This window comes from Phaeobacter italicus (genome assembly GCF_001258055.1).
Lineage (GTDB): Bacteria > Pseudomonadota > Alphaproteobacteria > Rhodobacterales > Rhodobacteraceae > Phaeobacter > Phaeobacter italicus.
The window spans coordinates 46568-69538 of sequence record NZ_CVRM01000033.1 but is presented as its reverse complement, the minus strand read 5'-3'; the positions used below and the strand labels follow the sequence as shown (position 1 = coordinate 69538).

Annotated in this window: 19 protein-coding genes; 8 read left to right on the top strand and 11 right to left on the bottom strand. The window is 61.3% G+C overall.

From position 1 onward, the window contains the following. The first annotated feature begins 26 nt into the window (after positions 1 to 26). The 3 genes from NIT7645_RS15275 (at position 27) to NIT7645_RS15265 (ending at position 4135) form a co-directional block, all read left to right on the top strand. Positions 27 to 1343: a M10 family metallopeptidase C-terminal domain-containing protein gene (locus NIT7645_RS15275; protein ID WP_008559228.1), complete on the top strand. Its 1317-nt coding sequence runs from the start codon at positions 27 to 29 to the stop codon at positions 1341 to 1343. A 45-nt stretch (positions 1344 to 1388) separates the two neighbouring features. Continuing rightward, complete coding sequence (locus NIT7645_RS15270) at positions 1389 to 2600, top strand: multidrug effflux MFS transporter (protein ID WP_008561034.1); 1212 nt, start codon at positions 1389 to 1391, stop codon at positions 2598 to 2600. Between the two features lie 146 nt (positions 2601 to 2746). After that, positions 2747 to 4135: a helix-turn-helix domain-containing protein gene (locus NIT7645_RS15265; RefSeq protein ID WP_008558758.1), complete on the top strand. Its 1389-nt coding sequence runs from the start codon at positions 2747 to 2749 to the stop codon at positions 4133 to 4135. Between the two features lie 9 nt (positions 4136 to 4144). Here the strand turns inward: NIT7645_RS15265 and NIT7645_RS15260 are convergent, their stop codons facing one another. The 5 genes from NIT7645_RS15260 to NIT7645_RS15235 form a co-directional block, all read right to left on the bottom strand. Continuing rightward, positions 4145 to 4639, bottom strand: a complete 495-nt coding sequence (locus NIT7645_RS15260) for a P-loop nucleotide/nucleoside kinase family protein (protein WP_050687466.1) — start codon at positions 4637 to 4639, stop codon at positions 4145 to 4147. A 278-nt stretch (positions 4640 to 4917) separates the two neighbouring features. Further along, on the bottom strand, positions 4918 to 5157 hold the full coding sequence (locus tag NIT7645_RS15255; RefSeq protein ID WP_008559143.1) for an HP1242/YdcH family protein: 240 nt from the start codon (positions 5155 to 5157) through the stop codon (positions 4918 to 4920). Between the two features lie 151 nt (positions 5158 to 5308). Continuing rightward, entirely contained in the window at positions 5309 to 6964 is a 1656-nt protein-coding gene (gene betA / locus NIT7645_RS15250; protein ID WP_008562631.1) for a choline dehydrogenase, read from the bottom strand. Positions 6965 to 7057: 93 nt separating this feature from the next. Further along, positions 7058 to 8515: a betaine-aldehyde dehydrogenase gene (betB, locus tag NIT7645_RS15245; protein WP_008560382.1), complete on the bottom strand. Its 1458-nt coding sequence runs from the start codon at positions 8513 to 8515 to the stop codon at positions 7058 to 7060. A 352-nt stretch (positions 8516 to 8867) separates the two neighbouring features. Beyond that, complete coding sequence (locus tag NIT7645_RS15235) at positions 8868 to 10076, bottom strand: choline transporter (RefSeq protein ID WP_008559174.1); 1209 nt, start codon at positions 10074 to 10076, stop codon at positions 8868 to 8870. Positions 10077 to 10238: 162 nt separating this feature from the next. Between NIT7645_RS15235 and betI the strand changes: the two genes are divergently transcribed. Further along, positions 10239 to 10814 (top strand): choline-binding transcriptional repressor BetI, encoded by a 576-nt coding sequence (gene betI, locus NIT7645_RS15230; protein ID WP_008560335.1) that lies wholly within the window; start codon positions 10239 to 10241, stop codon positions 10812 to 10814. A gap of 11 nt (positions 10815 to 10825) precedes the next feature. Here the strand turns inward: betI and NIT7645_RS15225 are convergent, their stop codons facing one another. The 3 genes from NIT7645_RS15225 to NIT7645_RS15215 form a co-directional block, all read right to left on the bottom strand. Next, positions 10826 to 11863, bottom strand: coding sequence for a DUF1036 domain-containing protein (locus NIT7645_RS15225; RefSeq protein WP_037302204.1), 1038 nt, complete (start codon positions 11861 to 11863; stop codon positions 10826 to 10828). Positions 11864 to 11925: 62 nt separating this feature from the next. Continuing rightward, a complete protein-coding gene (locus NIT7645_RS15220; RefSeq protein WP_050687522.1) occupies positions 11926 to 12858 on the bottom strand; it encodes a DMT family transporter in 933 nt (310 codons plus the stop codon). A gap of 84 nt (positions 12859 to 12942) precedes the next feature. Then, entirely contained in the window at positions 12943 to 13572 is a 630-nt protein-coding gene (locus NIT7645_RS15215) for a LysE/ArgO family amino acid transporter (protein ID WP_008558744.1), read from the bottom strand. A 109-nt stretch (positions 13573 to 13681) separates the two neighbouring features. Between NIT7645_RS15215 and NIT7645_RS15210 the strand changes: the two genes are divergently transcribed. Beyond that, a complete protein-coding gene (locus NIT7645_RS15210; RefSeq protein ID WP_008562192.1) occupies positions 13682 to 14572 on the top strand; it encodes a LysR family transcriptional regulator ArgP in 891 nt (296 codons plus the stop codon). Positions 14573 to 14626: 54 nt separating this feature from the next. Continuing rightward, entirely contained in the window at positions 14627 to 15316 is a 690-nt protein-coding gene (locus NIT7645_RS15205) for a nitroreductase family protein (RefSeq protein ID WP_050687464.1), read from the top strand. Positions 15317 to 15466: 150 nt separating this feature from the next. Here the strand turns inward: NIT7645_RS15205 and NIT7645_RS15200 are convergent, their stop codons facing one another. Further along, positions 15467 to 16207 (bottom strand): YebC/PmpR family DNA-binding transcriptional regulator, encoded by a 741-nt coding sequence (locus NIT7645_RS15200; RefSeq protein ID WP_008560183.1) that lies wholly within the window; start codon positions 16205 to 16207, stop codon positions 15467 to 15469. A 188-nt stretch (positions 16208 to 16395) separates the two neighbouring features. Between NIT7645_RS15200 and NIT7645_RS15195 the strand changes: the two genes are divergently transcribed. Next, complete coding sequence (locus NIT7645_RS15195; protein WP_008561437.1) at positions 16396 to 18171, top strand: SLC13 family permease; 1776 nt, start codon at positions 16396 to 16398, stop codon at positions 18169 to 18171. Between the two features lie 141 nt (positions 18172 to 18312). After that, on the top strand, positions 18313 to 19983 hold the full coding sequence (locus NIT7645_RS15190) for an FAD-binding dehydrogenase (protein ID WP_008560809.1): 1671 nt from the start codon (positions 18313 to 18315) through the stop codon (positions 19981 to 19983). A gap of 51 nt (positions 19984 to 20034) precedes the next feature. On the opposite strand, the gene NIT7645_RS15185 is transcribed toward NIT7645_RS15190, so the two are convergent. Further along, positions 20035 to 21813 (bottom strand): SLC13 family permease, encoded by a 1779-nt coding sequence (locus tag NIT7645_RS15185; RefSeq protein WP_008562633.1) that lies wholly within the window; start codon positions 21811 to 21813, stop codon positions 20035 to 20037. A gap of 312 nt (positions 21814 to 22125) precedes the next feature. Then, on the bottom strand, positions 22126 to 22938 hold the full coding sequence (locus NIT7645_RS15180) for a TIGR00282 family metallophosphoesterase (RefSeq protein WP_037302748.1): 813 nt from the start codon (positions 22936 to 22938) through the stop codon (positions 22126 to 22128). Positions 22939 to 22971 lie beyond the last annotated feature (33 nt).

The following is a 22971-nucleotide window of genomic DNA, read 5'->3' as shown; positions in this document are numbered from 1 at the left end:
CGACCAACGGAAACGGAACGCCCCCCATGCTACAGCCCTCCCAGATCATTCAGGCGATGCAGTTCGACAGTTTTTACAACAGCGACCCGCTGAACACCGCAAATGCGCCGCGCCTGACGATCACCTACCAGTTCGCAGACACCACAGAGCCTGCCGACCTGCCAACCAATACGACATTCTACGACTGGCAGACCTTCACCGCCGCCGAGCGTGAGAACTTCCGCGAAGCCTTTGCCCATATCGAGACCTTTCTGAACGTCGATTTCGTCGAGGTGAACGGGCAGAGCGATCCGGATCTCAACCTCGGGCTGGTGTCCATTCCGGGCTCTACCGTGGGTATTGGCGGCTACAGCATCGGCTATCGTGGAACCACCATCACCAGATGGGATGGTTTTGCCGTATTCGACAACCAGCAGGACATGTCGCGCGACGACCGCGAGAGCCTGATCCTGCATGAGATCGGCCATGCGATGGGCCTGCAGCACAGTTTTGAGGCCAACCCGGCCCTGCCTGCGGAATTTGAAAACAACCTCTATACGGTCATGTCCTATTCCCCCAATCCAATCAACGGGTTGGATAGCGATGCGATGATGCTATTCGATGTGATCGCCCTGCAGGACATCTGGGGTGCGGCGCAATACAACAGCGGCAACACCACCTACAGCGGTGCGCGCACCGACACCGTGGACCTGATCTGGGACACCGGCGGTGTTGATACCTTTGATGCAAGTGATCGCAGCAGCGGTGTCAGACTGGACCTGCGGCAGATGGCCTTCTCCAGCTTTGATGCCGACAGCGACGTGGTGATCGGCCATGGTGTGACCATCGAAAACGCCATTGGCGGCCTTGGCCGGGACCGGCTGACCGGCAATGGCAGCAACAATCAGCTGACCGGCGGGCGGGGGCGCGACACGCTCCTTGGTCAGACCGGCAATGACAGCCTTGTCGGCAACGGTGGTGTCGATATCCTCAAGGGCGGCAGCGGGCGCGACACGCTCAGGGGCGGCTATGGCAATGACCGGCTGCTTGGCAACTCCGGCAACGATCTGCTTTTGGGAGGGCCTGGACGGGATACTCTGAACGGCCAATTTGGCAATGACCAGATGCAGGGAATGGGCGGGGCGGATACCTTTCAGTTCTTTGGCAACACCGGCAATGATACGATCCGCGACTTTCAGGACGATATCGACACGCTGCACATCCGCGGCCACGGCACGGCAGACCAGGTGCTGGCGCGGGCCAGCGAAGTGGGCAACGATGTTGTCTTTGACTTTGACGGCAACCACAGCCTGACCCTGCGAAATGTGACGCTGGATCAAATCAGCGACGATCTGCTGGTCTGATCCGCCCTTATGGACAATCGCCGCGGGCTGCCCTAGATCCTTCACATGCGAAGCAATCCGCGGCGGTTTCTCAACCGCTCCACCAACCCCACCCTTGGCACACTGATCCTGCTCTCCGGGCTTTCGGCGCTTGCCATGAACATTTTCCTGCCCTCCCTCCCCGGGATGGCGCGCTATTTCGAAGCCGATTACAGCCTGATGCAGCTGTCTGTTGCGCTCTACCTCGCGGTGAGCGCCGGTGTGCAGATCTTTGTCGGGCCAATTTCCGACAAACTGGGGCGCAGGCCCGTGATCCTGTGGGGGGTTGCGCTGTTTCTGGTGGCCACGCTTGGCTGCCTGTTTGCTCCAACGGCCGAGATTTTCCTGTTTTTCCGGATGTGCCAGGCGATTGTCGCCGCCGCGATGGTGCTGAGCCGGGCGGCTGTGCGCGACATTTATGACGGCCCGGAAGCTGCCAGCATGATCGGCTATGTCACCATGGGCATGGCCGTGGTGCCGATGATTGGCCCGGTGATTGGCGGCTTTCTTGAAGAGAGCATGGGCTGGCAGGCCAATTTCTGGCTGCTGATGCTGCTTGGCGGTGCCACCTTTGCCATCACCTATTTCGATCTGGGGGAAACCGCCGCCAAAAGCGGCAAAACCCTGATTGCCCAGTTCCGCGAATACCCAGAGCTGCTGCGCTCGCCCCGGTTCTGGGGGTATTCGCTGGCCTCCGGCATGTCGTCGGGTGCGTTTTTTGCCTATCTGGGGGGCGCGCCCTATGTCGGCACCCAGATCTACGGGCTGACCGCAGCAGAGCTGGGCGTTTACTTTTCCACCCCTGCCATTGGCTATTTCCTCGGCAACTTTGTTTCCGGGCGCTTTTCCACCCGAATTGGGGTGAACCAGATGGTGCTGCGCGGCTGCATCATCAACAGCGTCGGCGTCGGGGTCTCCATGGCGCTGGCGGTGATGGGGCTGGACAGCGTTTATTCCTTCTTTGGGTTCATGACATTGGTGGGCCTGGGCAATGGCATGTGCATTCCAAATGCCACCGCCGGTGCCATTTCCGTGCGCCCGCATCTGGCGGGCACGGCCTCTGGGCTGGCGGGGGCGATCATGATCGGGGTGGGTGCCGGGCTTAGCGCTTATGCTGGTTATCTGCTGGGTGACGGCGCCACCGCTGCGCCGCTGCTGGAGCTGATGATGGCGACTGCTGTTCTGGGCTTTGTCTCTATCATCGTGGTGATCCGCCGCGAACGCCAACTCGGCCTCTGACGCGGCGGGCTATTTCGCGGCAGGCCAATTGCACATCGGACCATTCGCACGTCAGGACCGATGCGAAGAGGCACGCCAGAGGGCTTGCACCGTAGGGTTTGCAATTCTACAGTTCCGGCATCCAGGATTTGCAAAGGGTGTCAGCCGTGGCGCAACAGAAACTTTATGCCGGGGCCAAGCTGCGGGAGATGCGCACGCGCCTGTCCCTGACGCAGAAGGAATTTGCGGCAAAACTCGGCGTGTCCCTGCCCTATCTCAACCAGATGGAAAACAACAACCGCCCGGTTTCTACCACGGTGGTTCTGGCGCTGGCGCAGGAGTTTGGTCTGGACGTGACCGAGCTGTCGACCGGCGACAGCGAGCGGCTGGTCAGCGACATGCGCGAAGTGATGGCCGATCCGGTATTTGCCAGTGATGCCCCCCCGATGGCGGATCTGCGGCTCACTGCGTCAAATGCACCAGCACTGGCGCGGGCGTTCCTGACCCTGCATCGCGCCTATCGCCAGACCCACGAGCGGCTTGCCTCGCTGGATGAGGCATTGGGCCGCGAGGACGCGCGCATTCAGGCCTCTCCCTGGGAGGAAGTGCGCGATTTCTTCCATTATTGCGACAACTACATCGATGCGGTGGACCGCGCAGCGGAACATTTTGCGGGCCGTCTTGATCCCCGCAGCGCCGCCATCGCCGCGTTGGAACACGCGGATATCACCGTCGCCTGGAGCGACATCGACGGGTTGCGCAGCTATGATGCGGCCAACAAGGTGCTGCATCTGTCCAACCGCGCCTCGCCGCAGACGCAGTTGTTTCAGCTTTTGCTGCAGGTGGCGCTGTTGCGCCAGAATGATCTTCTGGAAGCGACGCTGGATTTTGCGCGGTTCCAAAGCGATGCGGCGCGCTCCATCGCCAAGATCGGATTGGCGAACTACTTCGCAGGCGCGGCGATGATGCCTTATCAGGCGTTTCTGGAAGCGGCGCAGAGCTGCCGGCATGATCTGGAGCTGCTGTCCACCCGTTTTGGTGCCTCTATTGAACAGGTGGCCCACCGTCTGTCGACGCTGCAGCGCCCCGGCGCCAAGGGCGTGCCGTTTTTCTTTGTCCGGGTGGATCAGGCGGGCACGATCACCAAACGGCATTCTGCCACGCGGTTGCAGTTTGCCCGCTTTGGCGGTGCCTGCCCTCTGTGGAACGTGCACCGTGCGTTTGAAACCCCCGGTCGATTTCTGCGTCAGCTGGCGGAAACGCCCGATGGGGTGCGCTATATCTCGCTGGCGCGTGATGTCTCAAAACCTGGCGGCTCTTTTGGCTCTCCGGTGCGGCGCTATGCGATTGCCCTTGGCTGCGAGGTGCGCCACGCCGATGCGCTGGTTTATGCGGACGGCCTGGATGTGAGCAATGACAGCGCCTACGAGCCGATTGGCATTTCCTGCCGGATCTGCGAGCGGCCCGACTGTCATCAGCGCTCTGTCCCCCCGCTGGAGCGCCGACTGAGCATCAACACGGACCAGCGGGGGGTTCTGCCCTACGAGGTGAACTGAGCCGCGCAGCTAGCGCGCATCGTGGCGAAGGATCTTGTACCCCTCTTCGGGTTGGGGCGGGACGAAGTGTTTGGAAACACGATGAAACTGCGCCTCGCTGACCGCAAAGGGATGATCACCCGCTGCGGTGCGGGCGTGCATTCGGGCGATGCAGACGTCATCTGGCGGTGCCAGCAGATGCAGGCAGTGATCCGCCCCGCTTTGGTCAAGGATGCCGCGCATCCAGGCGCGGGTTTCGACCGTATTGGCGGGGAAATCCAGCACAACGCAGCTGCCCGCCTGCAACAGCTGCGCGACATGGGGGCCAAGCACGGTGCGCAGCCGCGCAGCACAGCGCACGTAATCCTGCAAACTGGCCATCTGATCGCCAAACAGCGCGTGGAGCCAGGCATCTTCACTGATGAGGATGGTGTGATCTGCCTTGGCCAGCTCTTTGGCGAGTGTGGATTTTCCAGCAGCGATCTTGCCGCAGATCATATGCAGCAGAGGGGTGTCGTGGGACATGAGAAACCTTTGATATGATGAGGCGCGCGCGCTCAGGCGGCGCAGGTGTTTCAGACAGGATTACCCGGCCCGGCGGTTCAGGCCGGGATGGTAATTCGCGCGATCAGACGCGCGGCTGATGTGTGAAACGGGCTCATCATCGGGGTGTGGTGCCGCAAATGTCCTGTGCTGTCCAGAAAAACCTGTCCGCGAGGGAATGGTCATCTGGGTGGCGGGCAGACCAAAAGGGCGCCCGATGGACGCCCTTTTTCGAGATCTTTTCAGATGTGCGCGGTGGCTCAGGCCTTGGCCAGAATGCCCCAGATTTCGTCCTTGAGCGCAGCGCGCTGTTTGCGCATCTCGGTTTCGGCCTGTTCGCTGACGGGCTCTACGTTGGTTTCGGCGCGGTGCACGGCGCGGTTCACCTCGTGGTAGCTGTCTGCCAGCTTGGCGAAATGCGCGTCGGATTGTTTCAGCGCGTGGATCTGGTCGCGCTTTTCCGGGAATTCGGCGGCAAGCTCATGGGGGGTGTTGGACATCTGTTCGCTCCTTCTTTCTAGCTTCAGGGTGACGTTAGCCGCCGCCCTGCCCCGCCACTTTGACCCGGATCAAACTGGACCGCTCCGCGACAAAAAAAGACGCCCGCGCAACCAGGTGCAGCGGGCGTTTCAGGGAAAGCTATGTCAGGGATCAGCGCTGGGATGTTTCCCAATTCGGATTGAACCACGCTTGGGCATTTGAAGACGGCAGGCGACGGCCAAGGATATGATCCGACGCTTTTTCGCCGGTCATGATCGAGGGCCCGTTGAGGTTGCCGTTGGTGATGCGCGGGAAGATCGAGCTGTCTGCGACGCGCAGGCCATCGACGCCGATGACACGGCATTCCGGGTCAACCACGGCCATCGGATCATCCACGGCGCCCATTTTGCAGGTGCCACAGGGGTGATAGGCGCTTTCGACGTGCTCGCGGATAAAGCCGTTCAGCTCTTCGTCGCTTTGCAGGGCGTCGCCCGGCTGGATTTCATGTTTGACGAAGGGCTTCATGGCGTCCTGACCAAAGATCTCGCGGGTGAGGCGGATACATTTGCGGAAGTCTTCCCAATCCTTTTCCGTCGACATGTAGTTGAACAGGATCTTTGGCGCGTCTTTGGGGTCGCTGGATGCGAGGGTGATTTCCCCACGCGAATCCGAGCGCATCGGGCCCACATGCGCCTGGAAGCCATGCCCTTCGGCTGCGGCCTGACCGTCGTAGCGCACGGCGATGGGCAGGAAGTGGTACTGAATATCAGGGTAGTCCACGCCTTTGTCGGAACGGATGAAGGCCGCGCTTTCGAACTGGTTGGAGGCGCCAAGACCGGTTTTGGTGAACAGCCACTGCGCGCCCACCCACGCCTTGCCCAGAAGGTTCCAGTATTTGTAGAGCGTGATCGGCTGTTTGGACGCGTATTGGAAATAGAATTCCAGGTGATCCTGCAGGTTCTGACCAACGCCGGGGCGATCTGCGACCACCTCGATGCCATGTTCTGCCAGATGGGCTGCCGGGCCGATGCCGGAGAGCATGAGCAGTTTGGGCGAGTTGATGGAGGACGCCGAAAGGATCACTTCGCGGTTGGCGCGGATCACTTCGATCTTGCCACCGCGCTCGACCTCAACGCCGACGGCGCGGCCCTCTTCGATCACCACGCGACGGGCAAAGGCACGGGTCAGTTCGCAGTTGTCCCGCTTGAGCGCGGGTTTCAGATAGGCGTTGGCGGCGGACCAGCGCTGACCTTTGTAGACGGTCATTTCCATCGGGCCAAAGCCCTCTTGCTGCTCGCCGTTGTAGTCTTCGGTGACCGGGTAGCCCGCCTGTTCGCCCGCCTGGACAAAGGCATCATGCAGCGGGTTGTCACGCGGACCGCGTGTGACATGCAGCGGGCCGTCCTTGCCGCGCCAATCCGGATCACCGCCCTGGCCTCGGGGGGTCCAGGTTTCCATGCGCTTGAAGTAGGGCAGCACGTCAGCATAGGACCAGCCGGTTGCGCCGCTTTCGGCCCAGTGGTTGTAGTCGCCCGCGTGACCGCGCACGTAGACCATGCCGTTGATCGAGGACGACCCGCCAATGACCTTGCCGCGCGGTGTGACCAGCTCGCGCCCGCCCAGATGCGGCTCGGGCTGGGATTTGTAGCCCCAGTCATAGAGCGGCATGTTCATCGGATAGCTGAGCGCACCCGGCATCTGGATAAACGGCCCGGCATCGCTGCCGCCGTGTTCGATGACGAGAACCTTGTGGCCTGCTTCGGACAGGCGGTAGGCGATGGCACAGCCGGCGGACCCGGCCCCGACAATTACATAATCTGCGTTCATTGCGTCTCTCGATAGTCGTGTCGGGCGGCTCCGCAGCCTCTTGCGGGCCGCCCGTCGTTCAGGTTTGGCGTCGATTGCGGGATGGCCCGGCGATCAGAACGCCGCTTCGACGTCGCCCATGCGGACGTAGACCGATTTCACCTGGCTGAAGTGCTTGATCGCCTCTTTGGAGTTTTCGCGACCCACACCCGATGCCTTGACGCCGCCGAAGGGGGCTTCGACCGGGGCATCGTTGTAGGAGTTGATGAAGCAGCTGCCCGCCTCCAGCTGGCCGATCACGCGGTGGGCGCGGCTGAAGTCGTTGGTAAACACGCCAGCAGACAGGCCGAATTCGGTGTCATTGGCGCGCGCGATGACTTCTTCCTCGGTGTCGAAGTCGAGAACCGACATCACCGGGCCAAAGATTTCTTCACGGGCGATGGTCATGTCATCCGTCACATCGGCAAAGACGGTCGGTTCGATGAAGTAGCCATCCATGTCTGCGCGCTTGCCGCCGCAGATCAGGCGCGCGCCTTCCTCTTTGCCCTTTTCGATGTAGCCCAGCACGATATTCATTTGGTTTTCGCTGACCATCGGGCCAAAGCTGGTGGCCTCGTCCTGCGGGTCGCCCAGAATGGCGTTGCCGGTGCGCTCTGCCAGGCGGGCGAGGAATTTTTCCTTGATGCCTTTCTGCACGAACACGCGGGTGCCGTTCGAACACACCTGACCGGAGGAATAGAAGTTGCCGTTGATGGCGCCGCCGACGGCGTTGTCGATGTCGGCGTCATCAAAGATGATCAGCGGCGACTTGCCGCCCAGTTCCATTGTGACATGCTTCATGCCCTCGGCAGCGGCGGCATAGACCTTTTTGCCGGTCGGCACCGAGCCGGTCAGAGAGACCTTGTCAACGCGCGGATCGGTGACCAGCGCGCCGCCAACCTCGCCCATGCCCTGGATGACGTTGTAGATGCCGGCAGGGGCGCCCGCCTCGTGCAGGATTTCGGCCACTTTGAGGGCGCAGAGCGGTGTGGTTTCAGACGGTTTGAACACCATCGAGTTGCCGCAAGCCAGCGCAGGCGCGCCCTTCCAGCAGGCAATCTGGGTCGGGTAGTTCCAGGCGCCGATACCAACACACAGGCCCAGTGCCTCGCGCACGGTGTAAACCCAGTCCTCGCCCATCGGGATGTGCTCACCCGTCAGGGAGCCAGCCAGACCGCCGAAGTATTCCAGCGCGTCGGCGCCAGAGGTGGCGTCGGCAATCAGGGTTTCCTGCAGCGGCTTGCCGGTGTCGTAGGTTTCCAGAACCGACAGTTCGTGGTTGCGTTCGCGCATGATGTCGGCAGCACGGCGCAGGATGCGGCCACGTTCGGTGCCGGTCATCTTGGCCCACGCCTTTTGCGCCTCTTTTGCGGTGGACAGCGCACGGTCCACGATCTCTGGGGTCGCGGCGTAGACAGTGGCGATCTGCTCGCCTGTGGCGGCATAGATCACCGGGATCGGGGTGCCGTTGGTGTCTTCGACGTATTCGCCGTTGATGAAGTGGCTGGCGGTGGGCTGTGCGGGATGGGTCATGGCGTGTTCTCGTCCAATCTCTTGTGTCTGTTCGCGGGTGTTGAGCGTGCGACTGTCAGGCTCAACGATGCATCTGGTCAAATGGTTGCGGGTCGCGTCGCCCCTGTTGGCGACACGAAAGTGTGAATTCAGGCGCGGATCGGCGCGCAAAGACGCGCAAGGCCGCTCAACGAGGCAACCGGGGTCAGGCGGATGGTCGGTGCGTTCATCTTGTCTACGTCTCCTATCTGGTTGGCGGTGCAGATCTCGCAACCGCCGGGTCTGTGGATCGCGGCGGGGCCGCTGTGATGAGGTATGGGCGCAGACACGGCCTGCGCCCCAAGGCCCCGGCCCAGTGGCCGGGGCGCCCGGGTTAGTGGGCTGTCTTGATCTTGTTGAAGTCGAGCACGTTTTCCTCGGGCGAGGCGGTGATGCTCATGACTTCGCTGCGTTTGAACAGGATGATGTAGGCCAGGCAGGCCACATAGATCCCGATCACTGCGGTGCCGATCCACTGGATCTGCAGCCACTGGCTCTGGAAGGCGAGGGTCAGGCCAAACAGCACGACCGCATTGCCCAGCACGTAGGGAATGGTGCCCAGGCGCTGTGCCGACAGGTTGAGGTTGTCGGTGTAAAGGCGGATTAGCGAGTCAAACGAGTTGATCACGAAGATGATGCCAACCGCGACCATCGAGATGTTGATCAGCAGCGTCGTTTCGATGCCGTTCAGGTGGTAGAAATACAGCACCGAGAACCAGATCCCCAGCGGGATCGACGGGAACACCAGAAGCGATGCCAGCACCTGCCAGGTCTTCAGCCCGCCCACAAAACGGGAGGTGAACTGCCCGATCATGATCGACCACGCGAACCACCAGAACAGGTAGAATTCGTGGTAGTCGGTGAGCGGCAGGATGAATTTGTGGATGTTCGCAAAATAGCCGCCGATGTTGGAGGCAGTATCAACGAACTGGCCAAAGCCCATGCCCGCATAGGCCCACATCCCCAGGATCAGCGCCAAAAACAGCGCGGTGGAGCCAACCGACAGCACACGCACGTATTTGATATCGGTCGAGGAGAAGGCCGCAAACAGGATCACCAGGAAGGTGATGACGTAGAATTCCGTGATGACGCTTTCACCATCGCCCATGAAGGTGGCGTAATACGGCAGGTAGATCAGGAACAGCGCACCGGTAAAGGCGCAGGTGCCGATGATCACGATATTGTTGATCAGCTTCACCAGCGGGATTTCAAAGAACTTCACCCGCGGTTCGATCACACAGAAGTAGAAAGTGGTCAGGAAGTAGAAGCCCCAGATCAAAAAGCCCCAGAAGCCGAACTCCAGCGCCAGCGGGTTGGTGAAGGCATAGGCGGGCTCTGCCGTGGTGTCGGCATAAAGCGGGAAGTCCCAGGCCAGCGGGAACATGATCAGGCCGACATCCAGACCGGAGGTGAACAGGATCGCGATGAAGGTGAATAGGTGCACGGGGGTCACGCCGACATTTCGGACATTCCACCACTTGATCACGCAGAACACCACCAGCGCAAAGGCCAGCAGAATCCCGAATGAGATAATTGTTGTCATACGTCCCTCCCTTGGATGGGCGTTGATCGCCCTTAGTGACATATCGGACTGACATAACACGAAACACTGTCCGCCCAAACCAATTTTTGAACGACCATTCAAGTTTCAGATTTTTCATAACAGGAGTTGAAAGATGGGCCGAGCTATCGCAAAACTTTCCTCATGGGTAGGAAACGTATTCGCGACATCCGCAACGAAGAGCTGATCGAGGCAACAATCGTGGCTGTGCATACGCGCGGATATGGCGTTGTAACGATGGCAGAAATCGCGCGCGAAGCCGGGGCATCAGCTGCGTCGATCAACTACTATTTCGGCTCCAAGGAAGGCCTCATGGAGGCCACGATGCGACATCTTCTGAACAAGCTGAAGCAGGCGATGATCCGGGGCTACTCAACCGCAGATACGCCAAAAGACCGGCTTTATGCGGTGATGGATGCCAACTTTGACGACGATCTTTTCAAGGTCGCGCAGTGCAGCCTTTGGATGCAGTTCTGGGCCAGCGCGCCCTATTCGCCGCGCTTGTCACGCCTGCACCGAATCAACAGAAACCGCGTCCGCAGCCATTTTCTGGCAGAGCTGCGCCGCCTGGTCCCGCCGGAACAGCTGGAGACTGCGCGCCATGCGTTGCAGTGCTATATGGATGGTGTCTGGCTGCAGGCTGCGCAATCGGATGTTCCGCTGGACCCGGCCAAGGCGCGCAAGGCCGCGCATCGGGTTGTGGATCTGGTGGTCGGCTAACCGCCTGACGGCTACTGTGATGGCTGGCGGTTGAACCGCAGCTCCTTGCCAAGCGGCAGATAGGCCAGGATCAGGCTGCTCTCATCAAGGCTGAGAATGCGATAACACAGCGTCGGCCCGCCGCCATCGCTGGACTGGGCGAGAAGATATGGCCCCTCGCCGCTGTGGTCGCCGCAACTGGACTGGATCGACAGCATTTCAACCGAGGTGGGGATATCACCATAGAAACTGATGCGCTCTGCCCCTTTGACCCGGAAGCGGTCAAAACTGTCGGCTTCTGACACCCATGTGCCCTCAAGATCGGCGAGCATCAGCTCTGTGCCCCTGTCCCGGCGTGGCACAACCTGATCCAGACGCGCCTGCGTGACGGTGTCAAAACGATTGACCTCAGTCCCGCGCAGCTGAACCCGCGTGCCCTCGGGCAGATTTTGCAACGCAGCCAGAATGCTGAGGCTGGTGAACCCATCATCATCCACACAGATCTGCCCCTTGGCGCTGGTGAATTTGCACTGCAGCACCCCGTCACCCCGGCGAATGTCACAGCCTGTGAAGGTCGCCTCCAGCTTCAGCTGCGGCAGCTCTCCAGTGCCCTGGCGATCACCGGGGAGAGAATAGGCAGACAGGTAGACATCGAGATTGCCCTCTTCCGTCACGGCAAGCCCCCTGCCCGGTCTTGTGTCGATTTTGGCAAAGGCGCCAGGCAGATAGCCGCGCACCGCACAGTCATGATCCCCGAAGATGGTGAAATCCTCAGGCCCGACACAGAAGTTGATCCGCTCGTCGCGGAAGGTCCAGCCGGGGCTTTCACTGCGGAAATAGTAGAACCGATTAGTCAGCGGCCCCTCGACGATCGGCGCGCAGGCCCCTGGCAGGAGCATGGTCCAGCCCTCAGATATCCATTGCCCATCCCGGCGAAACGCCACCGAGGAGGATTGCGGCACAGAGGTATCATTGCACAGGCGGATCCGCTCTGCCGCTGGCGCTGCAGAGGTGGCACCACCCCAACCCAAGGCGGCAAGAAGAATTGCAAATGCAATTACGGCCTGCATTTTAGTCACCATGTTTCCCCACGGTGTAAAATCTACCACAGTTTTGTAACCGAATTACGAAATCAAACCTTTGTCGCCAAACTCGCGGGCGTAATTGCCCGTTTTTTAAGCACTGCCTCGCGCCAGGTGATAAAGCTGACCGCCGCAAGGATCAGGCAACCGCCAGCCACGACCCAGATATCGACCGGTTCGGCAAAGACCAGAGCCCCCAAAAGCGTGGCCCACAACAGCTGCAAGAACGTGACCGGCTGGGTCACCGTGACCGGCGCCGCCGCAAAGGCCAGCGTCATGGTGTAATGTCCCGCGGTTGCGAAACTTGCCACTGCAAAGAGAATGGCCAGTTCCCACAGATTGGGCGTGACCCAGACAGAGATTGCAAAAGGCGCAAGAAAGATGGTGACCCAAATCGACAGCATGGCAACCACCACAACCGGGTTGGTGCCTCCGACTGTTGACTTGGCCAGAAGGTAGGAGGCGCCAAACGCCAGCGCCGTGAACAGCATCGCGATATGCCCCATCTCAACCTCGCGGAAGCCGGGGCGCAAGATGATCAGGGCGCCGATCAACGCCACCACGATCGCCCCAACGCGGCGCAGCGCCATCCGCTCTCCTAGGAACAGAGCCGCGCCGATGGAAACGTAGATGGGCGACAGGTAGTTCATCGCCGTAACCTCGGCGAGCGGGATCTGCGTCATCGCAAAGAACCACAGGATCACACCCAGCGTGTGCACAAACCCGCGCAACGCAAACAGCTGCCACAGCCGTTTGCTGATTTGGGTGCGGCGCAGTGCGGGCAGCATCGGCACCAGAAAGACCAGCCCCAGAAGATAGCGCAGAAACGCGGATTCCGCGGGCGGGATACGATCGCCCAGATATTTGACCAATGCAGTCACCGCCACAAAGCAAAGCCCCGTGACCAGCATCCAAAAAACCCCCATGACCGGCTGGCTGGCAGGGCTTTGGGGGGTGGTTGTGGTTTGGCTGTTGTCGGTCATGGTGCGGATCAGATCACTCCCCGCGTCGCGCCACAACCCTTCACATATGAAATATCCGTGCAAGGGAGGGTTCGCGACGTTTGGTTACATCAGCAAGAGTTTTGCGGCGATGGCCCACATGGTGAGCCCGACCAGAGCATCCAGCACCTGCCACGCGCGCGGTCGGGCAAACACCGGGGCAAGCACCGCAGCGCCATAGCCGAGGCTGAAGAAGAACGTAAAGCTCGCCACGACCGCACCGGCCCCGAACAGAAGCGGGTCAGGATATTGTGCTGAAATCGAACCGAGCAACACCACCGTGTCGAGATAAACATGCGGGTTCAGCCAGGTCAGCGCCAGAACGGTGGCCATCACGGGCAGCAGGGCCACGACCCTGCCCTCCTCTGCTACGCTGTCCAACTGCGCACCGCCCTGCCAAGCAGAACGCAGGCTGCGCGCGCCATACCAGATCAGGAATGCCGCGCCGCCAAGCCGCATCACGGTTTCAAACCAAGGCACTGCCCCAGCGAGCGAGCCAAACCCCAAAACCCCGGCTGCAATCAACAGGGCATCTGATCCCGCACAGGTCAGGCAGATCCAGAACACATGCTGACGCCGCAGACCCTGACGCAGCACAAAGGCATTTTGCGCACCAATCGCCATGATGAGGCTGAGGCCAAGGAAAAACCCCGCGATCAGGCTTGGGGGGATCGTCGTCGAGAGGGCGGCAATCATGGGGCCTGTTCCTTTTACCAGTGGCGAGAGCTGTCGGGGCAAGGTTTTGACTACCCAGTCCCTGCAGTGTAATCAAATTAAAGAGATTGACCCTGATTTAGATTATCTAATGCAGTTCGACCCCAACCAACTCGCGGCGCTGGCGGCGGTTCTTCGACTGGGCAGCTTTGAGGCGGCGGCGCATGCTCTGTCGGTCACGCCATCGGCCATTTCCCAGCGGATCAAGGCGCTTGAGGATCGCGTTGGCAGCAGTCTGGTTCAGCGCGGCATCCCCTGTCTGGGCACCGAGGCAGGGATACGCATTGCCAAACACGCCGAGGATGTCGCCCTTTTGGAGGCCGCGGTGTCCAAGGATCTGCGGCTGGATCGCGCCGCCGGTGCCACGCGTCTGCGGGTGGCGATCAATGCCGATAGTCTCGCCACCTGGTTTATCGCGGCAATGGCGGCCTGTGAGGGGGTAGAGTTTGATCTGGTGCTGGATGACCAGGATCACAGCGCGGACTGGCTGCGACGGGGCGAGGTTTCGGCGGCAGTCACGGCCCATTCCAAACCGGTCACGGGCTGCGACGCTTATGCCCTTGGCACATTGCGCTATATCGCCACCGCGTCGCCCGGATTTATTGCCAGGTGGTTTGCCGAGGGAGTGACGGCGCAGAGCGCGGCCCGGGCGCCCTGTCTGGTCTTTAACGCCAAGGACCGGCTGCAAAGCAGCTGGCTGGAGCAGCATGTTGCCCAACGGCTTGCGCCCCCGGTCCATTTCCTGCCATCCAGCCAGGCCTTTATCGATGCGGCTCTTGCGGGTGTGGGCTGGGGCATGAACCCGGACCAGCTGGTGGCGGGTCACCTTGGCTCTGGAACGCTGTGTCCCCTGAAAGAAGATGCTGCGCTCTTCGTTCCCCTGACCTGGCAGGTCAGCAGGGTCATGGCCCCTGCCCTCGCAGATGTGACCAAGGCGGTGCTGGCCTCTGCAAGGGAGACGCTGTTACAGTCAGCGCAATAGCCAAAAATACCTGTTGGGCCAGCCTTGCAGGTGAAGAAAAGACAGGGACCACTGATGTTTGCACGAACCGCGCTTTCCTATGACCCGCTGCCGCTGCCCGATCGCACTGATCTGAGCCCGGCAGAAATGCAGGACAAGGCCGAGGCCTTTCTGAAGCATATGCAACAGCGCCACACGGTGCGCGATTTCACCGACCAGCCGGTAGAGCGCAGCGTTATCGAAACCTGCATCCGGACCGCAGGCAGCGCGCCTTCGGGCGCCAATCATCAACCCTGGTTCTTTGCCGCGATTTCTGATCCCGCGCTGAAGGCGCGGATCCGTGAAGAGGCCGAGGAAGAAGAGCGACGCTTTTACGAAGGCGGCGCCGGAGATGAGTGGATCAAGGCGCTGGAGCCGATCGGCACCGATGCCCACAAACCCCATTTGACCATCGCCCCCTGGCTGATTCTGGTGTTCGCCCAGCGATGGGGAGAGTTCGACGACGGCACCCGCTACAAAAACTACTATGTGCCCGAAAGCGTGAATATCGCGACGGGGTTCCTGCTGGCGGCGCTGCACACGGCCGGGCTCAGCACGCTGACCCATACGCCCAACCCGATGAAGTTTCTGAACGGCGCGCTGGGGCGGCCTGCCTCTGAAAAGCCGACAATGATCATCGCGGTTGGTCATCCGACAGCGGATGCAACGGTGCCGAGCGTGGCCAAGATGAAAAAGCCGCTGGAGGAGATTTCAGCGTTTTTCTGATTGCGCCCAGTATTCTGATCGCGCCAATCGGGACAGCCTGCGCGGGCTCCTTTGATTGGCGGGCTTTCTGGACCTCCCGCTCCGCACCACAACGCACAAAAAAGCCCGCCATATCGGCGGGCTTTTTTCAGCTTTTGGAATGACGCCGGATCAGAGCTGCGCCATGACCTCGTCCGAGGCTTCGAAGTTGGTGGTGACACGCTGGACGTCATCGTCGTCTTCCAGCGCATCCACCAGCTTCATCAGCTTTTGCATGCCTTCCAGATCAAGCTCGGTCGTGGTGGTCGGTTTCCAGACCAGCTTGGTCGACTCGGATTCGCCCAGCTCTGCTTCCAATGCGTTGGACACCTCGTGCAGATCGGTGTCCGCGCAGTAGATCAGATGGCCTTCTTCGGAGCTTTCGACGTCTTCGGCGCCTGCCTCGATCGCGGCCATCATCACGGTGTCAGCATCACCAACAGAAGCCGGGTAGGTCACTTCGCCCTTGCGGTCGAACATGAAGCCAACAGACCCGGTCTCGCCCAGGTTGCCACCGTTCTTGGAGAAGGTGGAGCGCACGGTAGAGGCGGTGCGGTTCTTGTTGTCGGTCATGGTTTCGACAATCACGGCAACGCCATTGGGGCCGTAGCCTTCGTAGCGGATCTCGTCATAGCTCTCTGCGTCGCCACCCTGGGATTTCTTGATCGCGCGATCGATCACGTCCTTGGGGACAGACTGGCTTTTGGCTTCCTTGACTGCCAGACGCAGGCGCGGGTTCTTTTCCGGATCGGGGTCACCCATCTTAGCTGCGACGGTGATTTCCTTGGAGAGTTTGGAGAACAGTTTCGACCGCGCGGCGTCCTGACGGCCTTTGCGGTGCTGGATGTTCGCCCATTTGGAGTGGCCTGCCATGGTGCATCCTTGCTAATTCAATTTTGGATCTGGCGCCCATATAGCCCCGACACCGGGGGGCTTTCAAGCGCTGTGGCCCTGCAACGCCTGTCAGCGCCTGCCCCATGTGCCGCTCATAGCGCCCTTTTTCCCGCAGCGCGCGCCATTGCAGCGGTTGCCCCCTGCCCGCGAGCGACTAGACTGGCGGCATGACATTTGACCAAATCGTGCTTTTCAGCCTTTTCGCCGCCGTCTTTGCCCTGCTGCTTTGGGGGCGTTACAGATATGATCTGGTGGCGTTCTCGGCGCTGATGATCGCTGTCGTGGTTGGTGTGGTGCCTGTGGATCAGGCGTTTTCCGGCTTTGGGCATCCAGCCACGCTTGTGGTGGCGCTGGTTTTGGTGGTCTCCGCCGGCTTGGTACGGTCGGGGGCGGTGTTTCTCATCACGCGCACGCTGGTGGACAGCAGCCGCGCGTTGGGCGCGCATATCGCGCTGATGGGCGGGATCGGTGCGGTTCTGTCAGCTTTCATGAACAACGTCGCGGCACTGGCGCTGCTGATGCCGGTCGACATCCAGACCGCACGCAAGGCCGGGCGGGCACCTGGGCTGAGCCTGATGCCGCTGTCCTTTGCCACCATCCTGGGCGGGATGGCGACACTGATTGGCACGCCCCCCAATATCATCATTGCCGCGATCCGGCAGGAAACCCTGGGTGAGCCCTTTGCCATGTTCGATTTCGCCCCGGTCGGCGGCATCGCGGCACTGGCAGGGCTGGTCTTTGTGGCGCTGATCGGCTGGCGCCTGATCCCGACACGCGAAAACGCAGCCGGGGCATCAGAGGCGCAGCTGGCGCAGTATATTGCAGAGCTGACGGTGCCGGAGGGGTCACCGCTGATTGATCGGAGGCTTGGCTCACTGGACGAAGAGGCGGACAAGGCGGATGTGGCCATCCTGGGGCTGATCCGCAATGGCAAGCGTCTATATGGGCGCGCAGCAGGTCAGATCCTGCGGGCGGGCGACGCGCTGGTTCTGGAGGCAACCCCCGAGGCGCTGGACGAGTTTCGCAGTGCAACCTCGCTCGACTTTGCGGATGCGGCGCGGCAGGAGAAGCTGACCGCCGCTGGCGAAGGTCTGGAACTGATCGAGGTCGTGGTGCCGGAAACCGCCCGTATCAAGGGGCGCACGGCGCAGTCGCTTGGGCTTGCGTGGCGGCAGAACACCGTGCTGATGGGGCTGGCACGACAGGGGCGCAGGCTGACCAGCCACATCCGCCAACAGGAAATCGAGGCCGGAGACATCCTGTTGCTGCTGTGCCCGCGCGACCGCGGCGCCGATGTGACAGAGTGGCTGGGCTGCCTGCCGCTGGCAGAGCGCGGCCTGTCAGTGACGGCGAATGACAAGACATGGCTTGCCATCGCGCTGTTTGCAGGTGCGGTTCTGGCGGCGTCGCTGGGGTTGATCTATCTGCCCATTGCGCTGGGTCTGGTCGTGGTGGCCTATGTGCTGACCAAGATCCTGCCCCTGGCCGAGCTGTATGACCACATCGAATGGCCCGTGGTGGTTCTATTGGGGTCGATGATCCCGCTTGGGGCGGCGCTGGACAGTGCGGGCGGCACCGCGTTGATTGCCGACAGTCTTCTGGCGCTGACCGAAGGTCTGCCCGCCTGGGTGATCCTGACTGTGCTGATGGTGGTGACAATGACCCTGTCGGATGTGCTGAACAACACCGCCACGGCCATCGTGGCGGCACCGGTTGGCATTCAGATGGCAAATGGGCTGGGCGTGTCGCCCGACCCGTTCCTGATGGCTGTGGCCGTGGCGGCCTCTGCGGCGTTCCTCACCCCGATCGGCCACAAGAACAACACCTTGGTTCTGGGCCCCGGCGGTTACCATTTTGGCGACTACTGGCGCATCGGCCTGCCTCTGGAGGTGCTGATTATCGCAGTGTCGATCCCGTCGATCCTGCTGTTCTGGCCGCTTTGATCCACCCAAGACGATTGCGCCCCTGTCCAAGCCACCTGCCCTCCCCGTGACCCGACGACATCCTGCCGGGTCCCTGCAGAGGATTTGCCTGAACACCCAGCTGCCGCTTAGGCTGGCAACAGGCAAACGGAGGGCCAGAGCATGACACGACCTGCCGATACCAGTGCTGATGTGATTATCGTGGGCGCAGGGCTTGCGGGGCTGGTCACCGCCGCAGAACTGGGAGATCGCGGCAAATCCGTCATTCTGGTCGAGCAGGAGCCGGCACATTTCATGGGCGGTCAGGCGCATTGGAGCCTCGGTGGCCTGTTCATGATCGACACGCCAGAGCAGCGCCGCATGGGCATTCGCGATTGCACCGATCTTGCGCGGCGCGACTGGTTTGGCAGTGCCCAGTTCGATCGCGCCGAGGACCATTGGCCACAACGCTGGGCGCGGGCCTATCTGGACTTTGCCAGCGCAGAGATGCGCGCCTGGCTTTCCGGGCTTGGCATGCGCTGGTTTCCGGTTGTGGGCTGGGCCGAACGCGGGGGTGGCAGTGCCGAGGGGCATGGCAACTCCGTCCCCCGATTTCACGTCACCTGGGGCACCGGACCCGGTGTTGTCGCCCCGTTTGCAGAACGCGTCAGGGCCCATGCCGAGGCCGGGCTGATCCAGCTGCGGTTTCGCCATCAGGTGAGCCACATCATTACCCAGGGCGGCAGGATCCAAGGGGTTTCAGGCGAGATCCTCGCCCCGGATGAGGCCCCGCAGGGCGCGCGCACCAACCGCCATGAGATTGGCGAGTTCGAAATATATGCCCCATCGGTTCTGGTCGCCTCTGGGGGGATTGGTGGCAACCTTGAGGCGGTCCGGCGCAACTGGCCGACAGAGCGGCTGGGCCCCGCGCCAAAGACCATGGTGGCAGGTGTGCCCTTTCACGTTGATGGCCGCATGATCCCGATTACCGAGGCCGCAGGCGGCCATGTCATCAACGCGGACCGGATGTGGCATTACACCGAAGGGCTGCGCAACTGGGATCCGATCTGGCCCAACCACGGCATCCGCATTCTACCCGGCCCGTCCTCCATGTGGTTTGACGCCAAGGGCGACCGGCTGCCTGCGCCCTATCTGCCGGGGTTTGACACGCTTGGCACACTGCGCGAGATCCTCAAGACCGGGCATGACTACAGCTGGCTCATCCTGAGCCAGAAGATCATTGAAAAGGAATTTGCCCTTTCCGGCTCTGAACAGAACCCGGATCTCAGCTCGGGCAGTTGGCGCGAGGTGTTGCGCGCGCGGCTTTTGTCCCGTGGCAAGGCCCCCGCCCCGGTCGAGGCTTTCAAAAAGCACGGCGCTGATTTCGTTGTCGCCGACACCCTGAGCGAGCTGGTCAAAGGCATGAATGAAATCGGTGATGTGGCGTTGGAAGAAACCCACCTGCGCCGCCAGATCGAAGCGCGTGATGCGCAGGCCGACAACCCCTTTGCCAAGGATGCGCAGCTGATCGCGATACATGCCGCGCGCCGTTATCTGGGGGATCGGCTGATCCGCACGGCCAAGCCACATCGCATTCTGGACCGGGCCAATGGGCCGCTGATTGCGGTACGGCTGAACATTTTGACCCGCAAGACGCTTGGTGGTTTTCAAACCGATCTTGAGGGCCAGTTGATCGGCGCGGATGGGCGGGCGATCCCCGGTCTGTTTGCCGCCGGAGAGGTCGCGGGATTTGGCGGTGGCGGATACCACGGCTATAACGCGCTGGAGGGCAGCTTTCTTGGCGGCTGTCTGTTTACCGGTCGACAGGCAGGCCGATCCCGCGCCATTGCATGACCGACGATTTCCGGCAGAAAATCATGGTTAACAAACCCTTGCCGATCGCAGTTAAAGCGGCCAGATGAACGGGATCAGCACAGAGGCCAAAAGCCCGATGCTGAGGTTCAGCGGAATGCCCACGCGCAGGAAATCGGTGAATTTATACCCACCTGGCCCGTAAACCAGCATATTGGTCTGATAACCGATTGGCGTCGCAAAGGAGGCCGATGCCGCCACCATCACCGCCACCACCAGCGGGCGCGGGTCGATCCCCATCGCCTGGGCCAGCCCCACGGCGATGGGCGTCACCACCACGGCCACCGCGTTGTTGGAGACCAGTTCCGTGAGGACAGATGTCAGCAGATAGACCGCCCAGACCAGCAGAAACGGCGGCAGCAGCGACAGCGACGGCGCGATCGCATTGACGATCAGGGCGACGGCACCCGAACTCTCCAAAGCGGCGCCAATCGCCAGCATCGCAAAGATAAGCGTGAGCAAACGCCCGTCGACAAACGAAAACGCCTCGTCCGCGTCGATGCAGCGGGTCACAAGGACAATGGACACCGCAAGCACCGACAGCATCAGGATCGGCGCAACGCCAAGGGCCGCCAGCAGGACGATGCCGATCAACGCCACGATGGCAATCGGCGCGTGACGGCGGCGATAGGCCCGCACGGAAGGTTGCGAAACAGCCGCCATGTCCATATCTGCCGCGAGACGCTGAATGTCCTCGGCGTTGCCTTCCAACAGAAGGGTATCCCCCACACGCACCACCAGATCCTCAAGCTGAACACCGATGTTCTGGTTTCTGCGATGCACGGCCAATGTGTAGACACCATAGCGCCGACGCAGGCGCATGGCGCCCAGCGAGCGCCCGACCATCCGGCAGCCGGGGGTAATCAGCACCTCAACCGTGGTGGTTTCCACGGTGGAAACCTGATCCACGCGCTTGAGCTCTTTGTTGCGCTGCAGACTGAGCAGTTCGGTCATCTGGGTGCGCAGCACCACCCGGTCGCCCACCTGCAGCTCTACCCCCTTGAGAGAGTTGCGCAGGGAGATATCGCCGCGAATGACGTCGACCAGGCGGACACCGGGGCGCTTGAACAGCTGGACGCCAGTGACTTCGCGTCCGATCAGGTTGCTTTCCGGCGGGATCACCGCTTCGGTGAAGAACTTCATCCGCGACCGATCGCTGAGCAGGCTCGCCATGCTGCTGCGGTCAGGCAGCAGGCGCGGCGCGACAAAGCGCAGATAGATCATCCCCCAGGCCACCAGAATGAGCCCGAGCGGTGTGACCTCGAAGATCGAAAACGGCGCAAGACCCTGGGCGCGGGCCACGCCATCCACCAACAGGTTGGTGGACGTCCCGATCAGGGTCAGCGTCCCCCCCAATATGGCGGCATAGCTGAGCGGAATGAGCAGTTTCGACGCCGAAACGTTCAGCGTGCGCGCGATCTGGATGAACACCGGGATCATCACAACCACCACGGGCGTGTTGGACACCACGGCAGAGGCCGAGATCACAAACGCCATGAGGAGCGCAATCGCCAGTTTGGGGTTAACCTCGGCCTGTTTGCGGGCCTGTGCAGTAAAGGCATCAAGCGCCCCGGTCCGCACCAACGCCCCCATGATGATGAACATCGCCGCGATGGTCCAGGGCGCGGGGTTGGCCAGAACCGGCAAGGCCGCTTGATAGGGCAGAACACCGGTTGCCAGCATCACCGAAACACCGGCGAGCGCGACCACTTCGGTCGGAAAGGTCTCGCGCAGGAACGCCACGAACATTGCCACGACAATCAGCAGCGTGAGCACCGCGTCGCCTGTTTCACCAAGGGAAAAAAACTGCATGAGGGGTGATGACATCCAAGAGGTTAAAACAGGGTTTCCCAGTCAATCCAAAGCGCCCAGCCAGCCGTCAGGCCGGTGTGCGCCCGCCGGAGTGAACCCTAACACAAATTCTCAGGCAAGTGTCTTGCACAGTTGAAACAAAGGTGGCGAAAAAAACGGAACAGGCGTTTGCACGTCGATTGAGGGCGGGACTTATTTTCCCCGCAACGCTGCAAAAGCGGCACCAGATTTCGACCTGAAAACACTGGGCTGCCGACCCCACGGCCCGTGGTGGCGCCAAAGGCGCGCACCGACGGCAGTGAGGGTATGGAATCAGGGGGCCGCTTCCTCCAACAGACCGCCTTGGCGGACCATGCGGATCGACTTGGCTGCGCCCGTGCGGTCGTCTGTTTCGACAAAGACCCCGGACAAGGTTGCCGGCCCTTCTGCGGGGGTAAAGCGGCTTTTGGGCATGCCAGTGAGGAAACGGCGCATCGGCTCGGCCTTGTCCATACCGATGACCGAATTGTAGTCGCCGCACATCCCCGCATCTGTCAGATACCCGGTTCCTTCGGACAGGATCTGTGCATCAGCCGTCGGCACATGGGTATGCGTGCCCACCACCAGCGAGGCACGCCCATTGCAGAAATGCCCCATGGCCATCTTTTCAGAGGTCGCTTCGCAGTGCATGTCCACGATCACCGCCTGTGCAAGCCCACCGCGCGGATGCGATTTCAGCACCGCTTCGACCGCACCAAACGGATCGTCAAAGGCGCGTTTCATGAACACCTGGCCAAGCGCCTGCACCACAAGAACCTTGCGCCCACCTGGCGCGTTGAACAACCGATAGCCCCGTCCCGGCGCATTCTTGGCAAAGTTCAGCGGCCGGATGATGCGCGGTTCTTTTTCGATGAACTGCAGCATGTCCTTCTGGTCAAAAGCATGATCGCCAAGCGTGAGGCAATCCACACCTGCCGCCAGCAACAGCTCTGCATGGTCAGCCTTCAGCCCCATGCCGTTAGAGGCGTTTTCGCCATTCACCACGACAAAATCCAGCCGCCACGCCTCGCGCAGTTGCGGCAGGTTTTCGGTGATCGCCTTGCGCCCAGCGCGGCCCATCACATCGCCCAGAAACAGAATTCTCATGAAATCCGGCATAGGGGCTGCATGACCAAAGCA

Bases quoted from the DNA above. Each gene is read 5' to 3' on its own strand.
- NIT7645_RS15275 (WP_008559228.1), top strand. From the start codon at position 27: ATGCTACAGCCCTCCCAGATCATTCAGGCGATGCAGTTCGACAGTTTT.
- NIT7645_RS15200 (WP_008560183.1), bottom strand. From the start codon at position 16,207: ATGGCAGGCCACTCCAAATGGGCGAACATCCAGCACCGCAAAGGCCGT.
- NIT7645_RS15190 (WP_008560809.1), top strand. From the start codon at position 18,313: ATGACACGACCTGCCGATACCAGTGCTGATGTGATTATCGTGGGCGCA.
- NIT7645_RS15205 (WP_050687464.1), top strand. From the start codon at position 14,627: ATGTTTGCACGAACCGCGCTTTCCTATGACCCGCTGCCGCTGCCCGAT.
- betA (WP_008562631.1), bottom strand. From the start codon at position 6,964: ATGAACGCAGATTATGTAATTGTCGGGGCCGGGTCCGCCGGCTGTGCC.
- NIT7645_RS15185 (WP_008562633.1), bottom strand. From the start codon at position 21,813: ATGCAGTTTTTTTCCCTTGGTGAAACAGGCGACGCGGTGCTCACGCTG.
- NIT7645_RS15260 (WP_050687466.1), bottom strand. From the start codon at position 4,639: ATGTCCCACGACACCCCTCTGCTGCATATGATCTGCGGCAAGATCGCT.
- NIT7645_RS15225 (WP_037302204.1), bottom strand. From the start codon at position 11,863: ATGCAGGCCGTAATTGCATTTGCAATTCTTCTTGCCGCCTTGGGTTGG.
- NIT7645_RS15220 (WP_050687522.1), bottom strand. From the start codon at position 12,858: ATGACCGACAACAGCCAAACCACAACCACCCCCCAAAGCCCTGCCAGC.
- NIT7645_RS15210 (WP_008562192.1), top strand. From the start codon at position 13,682: ATGCAGTTCGACCCCAACCAACTCGCGGCGCTGGCGGCGGTTCTTCGA.
- NIT7645_RS15215 (WP_008558744.1), bottom strand. From the start codon at position 13,572: ATGATTGCCGCCCTCTCGACGACGATCCCCCCAAGCCTGATCGCGGGG.
- NIT7645_RS15195 (WP_008561437.1), top strand. From the start codon at position 16,396: ATGACATTTGACCAAATCGTGCTTTTCAGCCTTTTCGCCGCCGTCTTT.
- NIT7645_RS15180 (WP_037302748.1), bottom strand. From the start codon at position 22,938: ATGAGAATTCTGTTTCTGGGCGATGTGATGGGCCGCGCTGGGCGCAAG.
- NIT7645_RS15270 (WP_008561034.1), top strand. From the start codon at position 1,389: ATGCGAAGCAATCCGCGGCGGTTTCTCAACCGCTCCACCAACCCCACC.
- betB (WP_008560382.1), bottom strand. From the start codon at position 8,515: ATGACCCATCCCGCACAGCCCACCGCCAGCCACTTCATCAACGGCGAA.
- betI (WP_008560335.1), top strand. From the start codon at position 10,239: ATGGGTAGGAAACGTATTCGCGACATCCGCAACGAAGAGCTGATCGAG.
- NIT7645_RS15255 (WP_008559143.1), bottom strand. From the start codon at position 5,157: ATGTCCAACACCCCCCATGAGCTTGCCGCCGAATTCCCGGAAAAGCGC.
- NIT7645_RS15235 (WP_008559174.1), bottom strand. From the start codon at position 10,076: ATGACAACAATTATCTCATTCGGGATTCTGCTGGCCTTTGCGCTGGTG.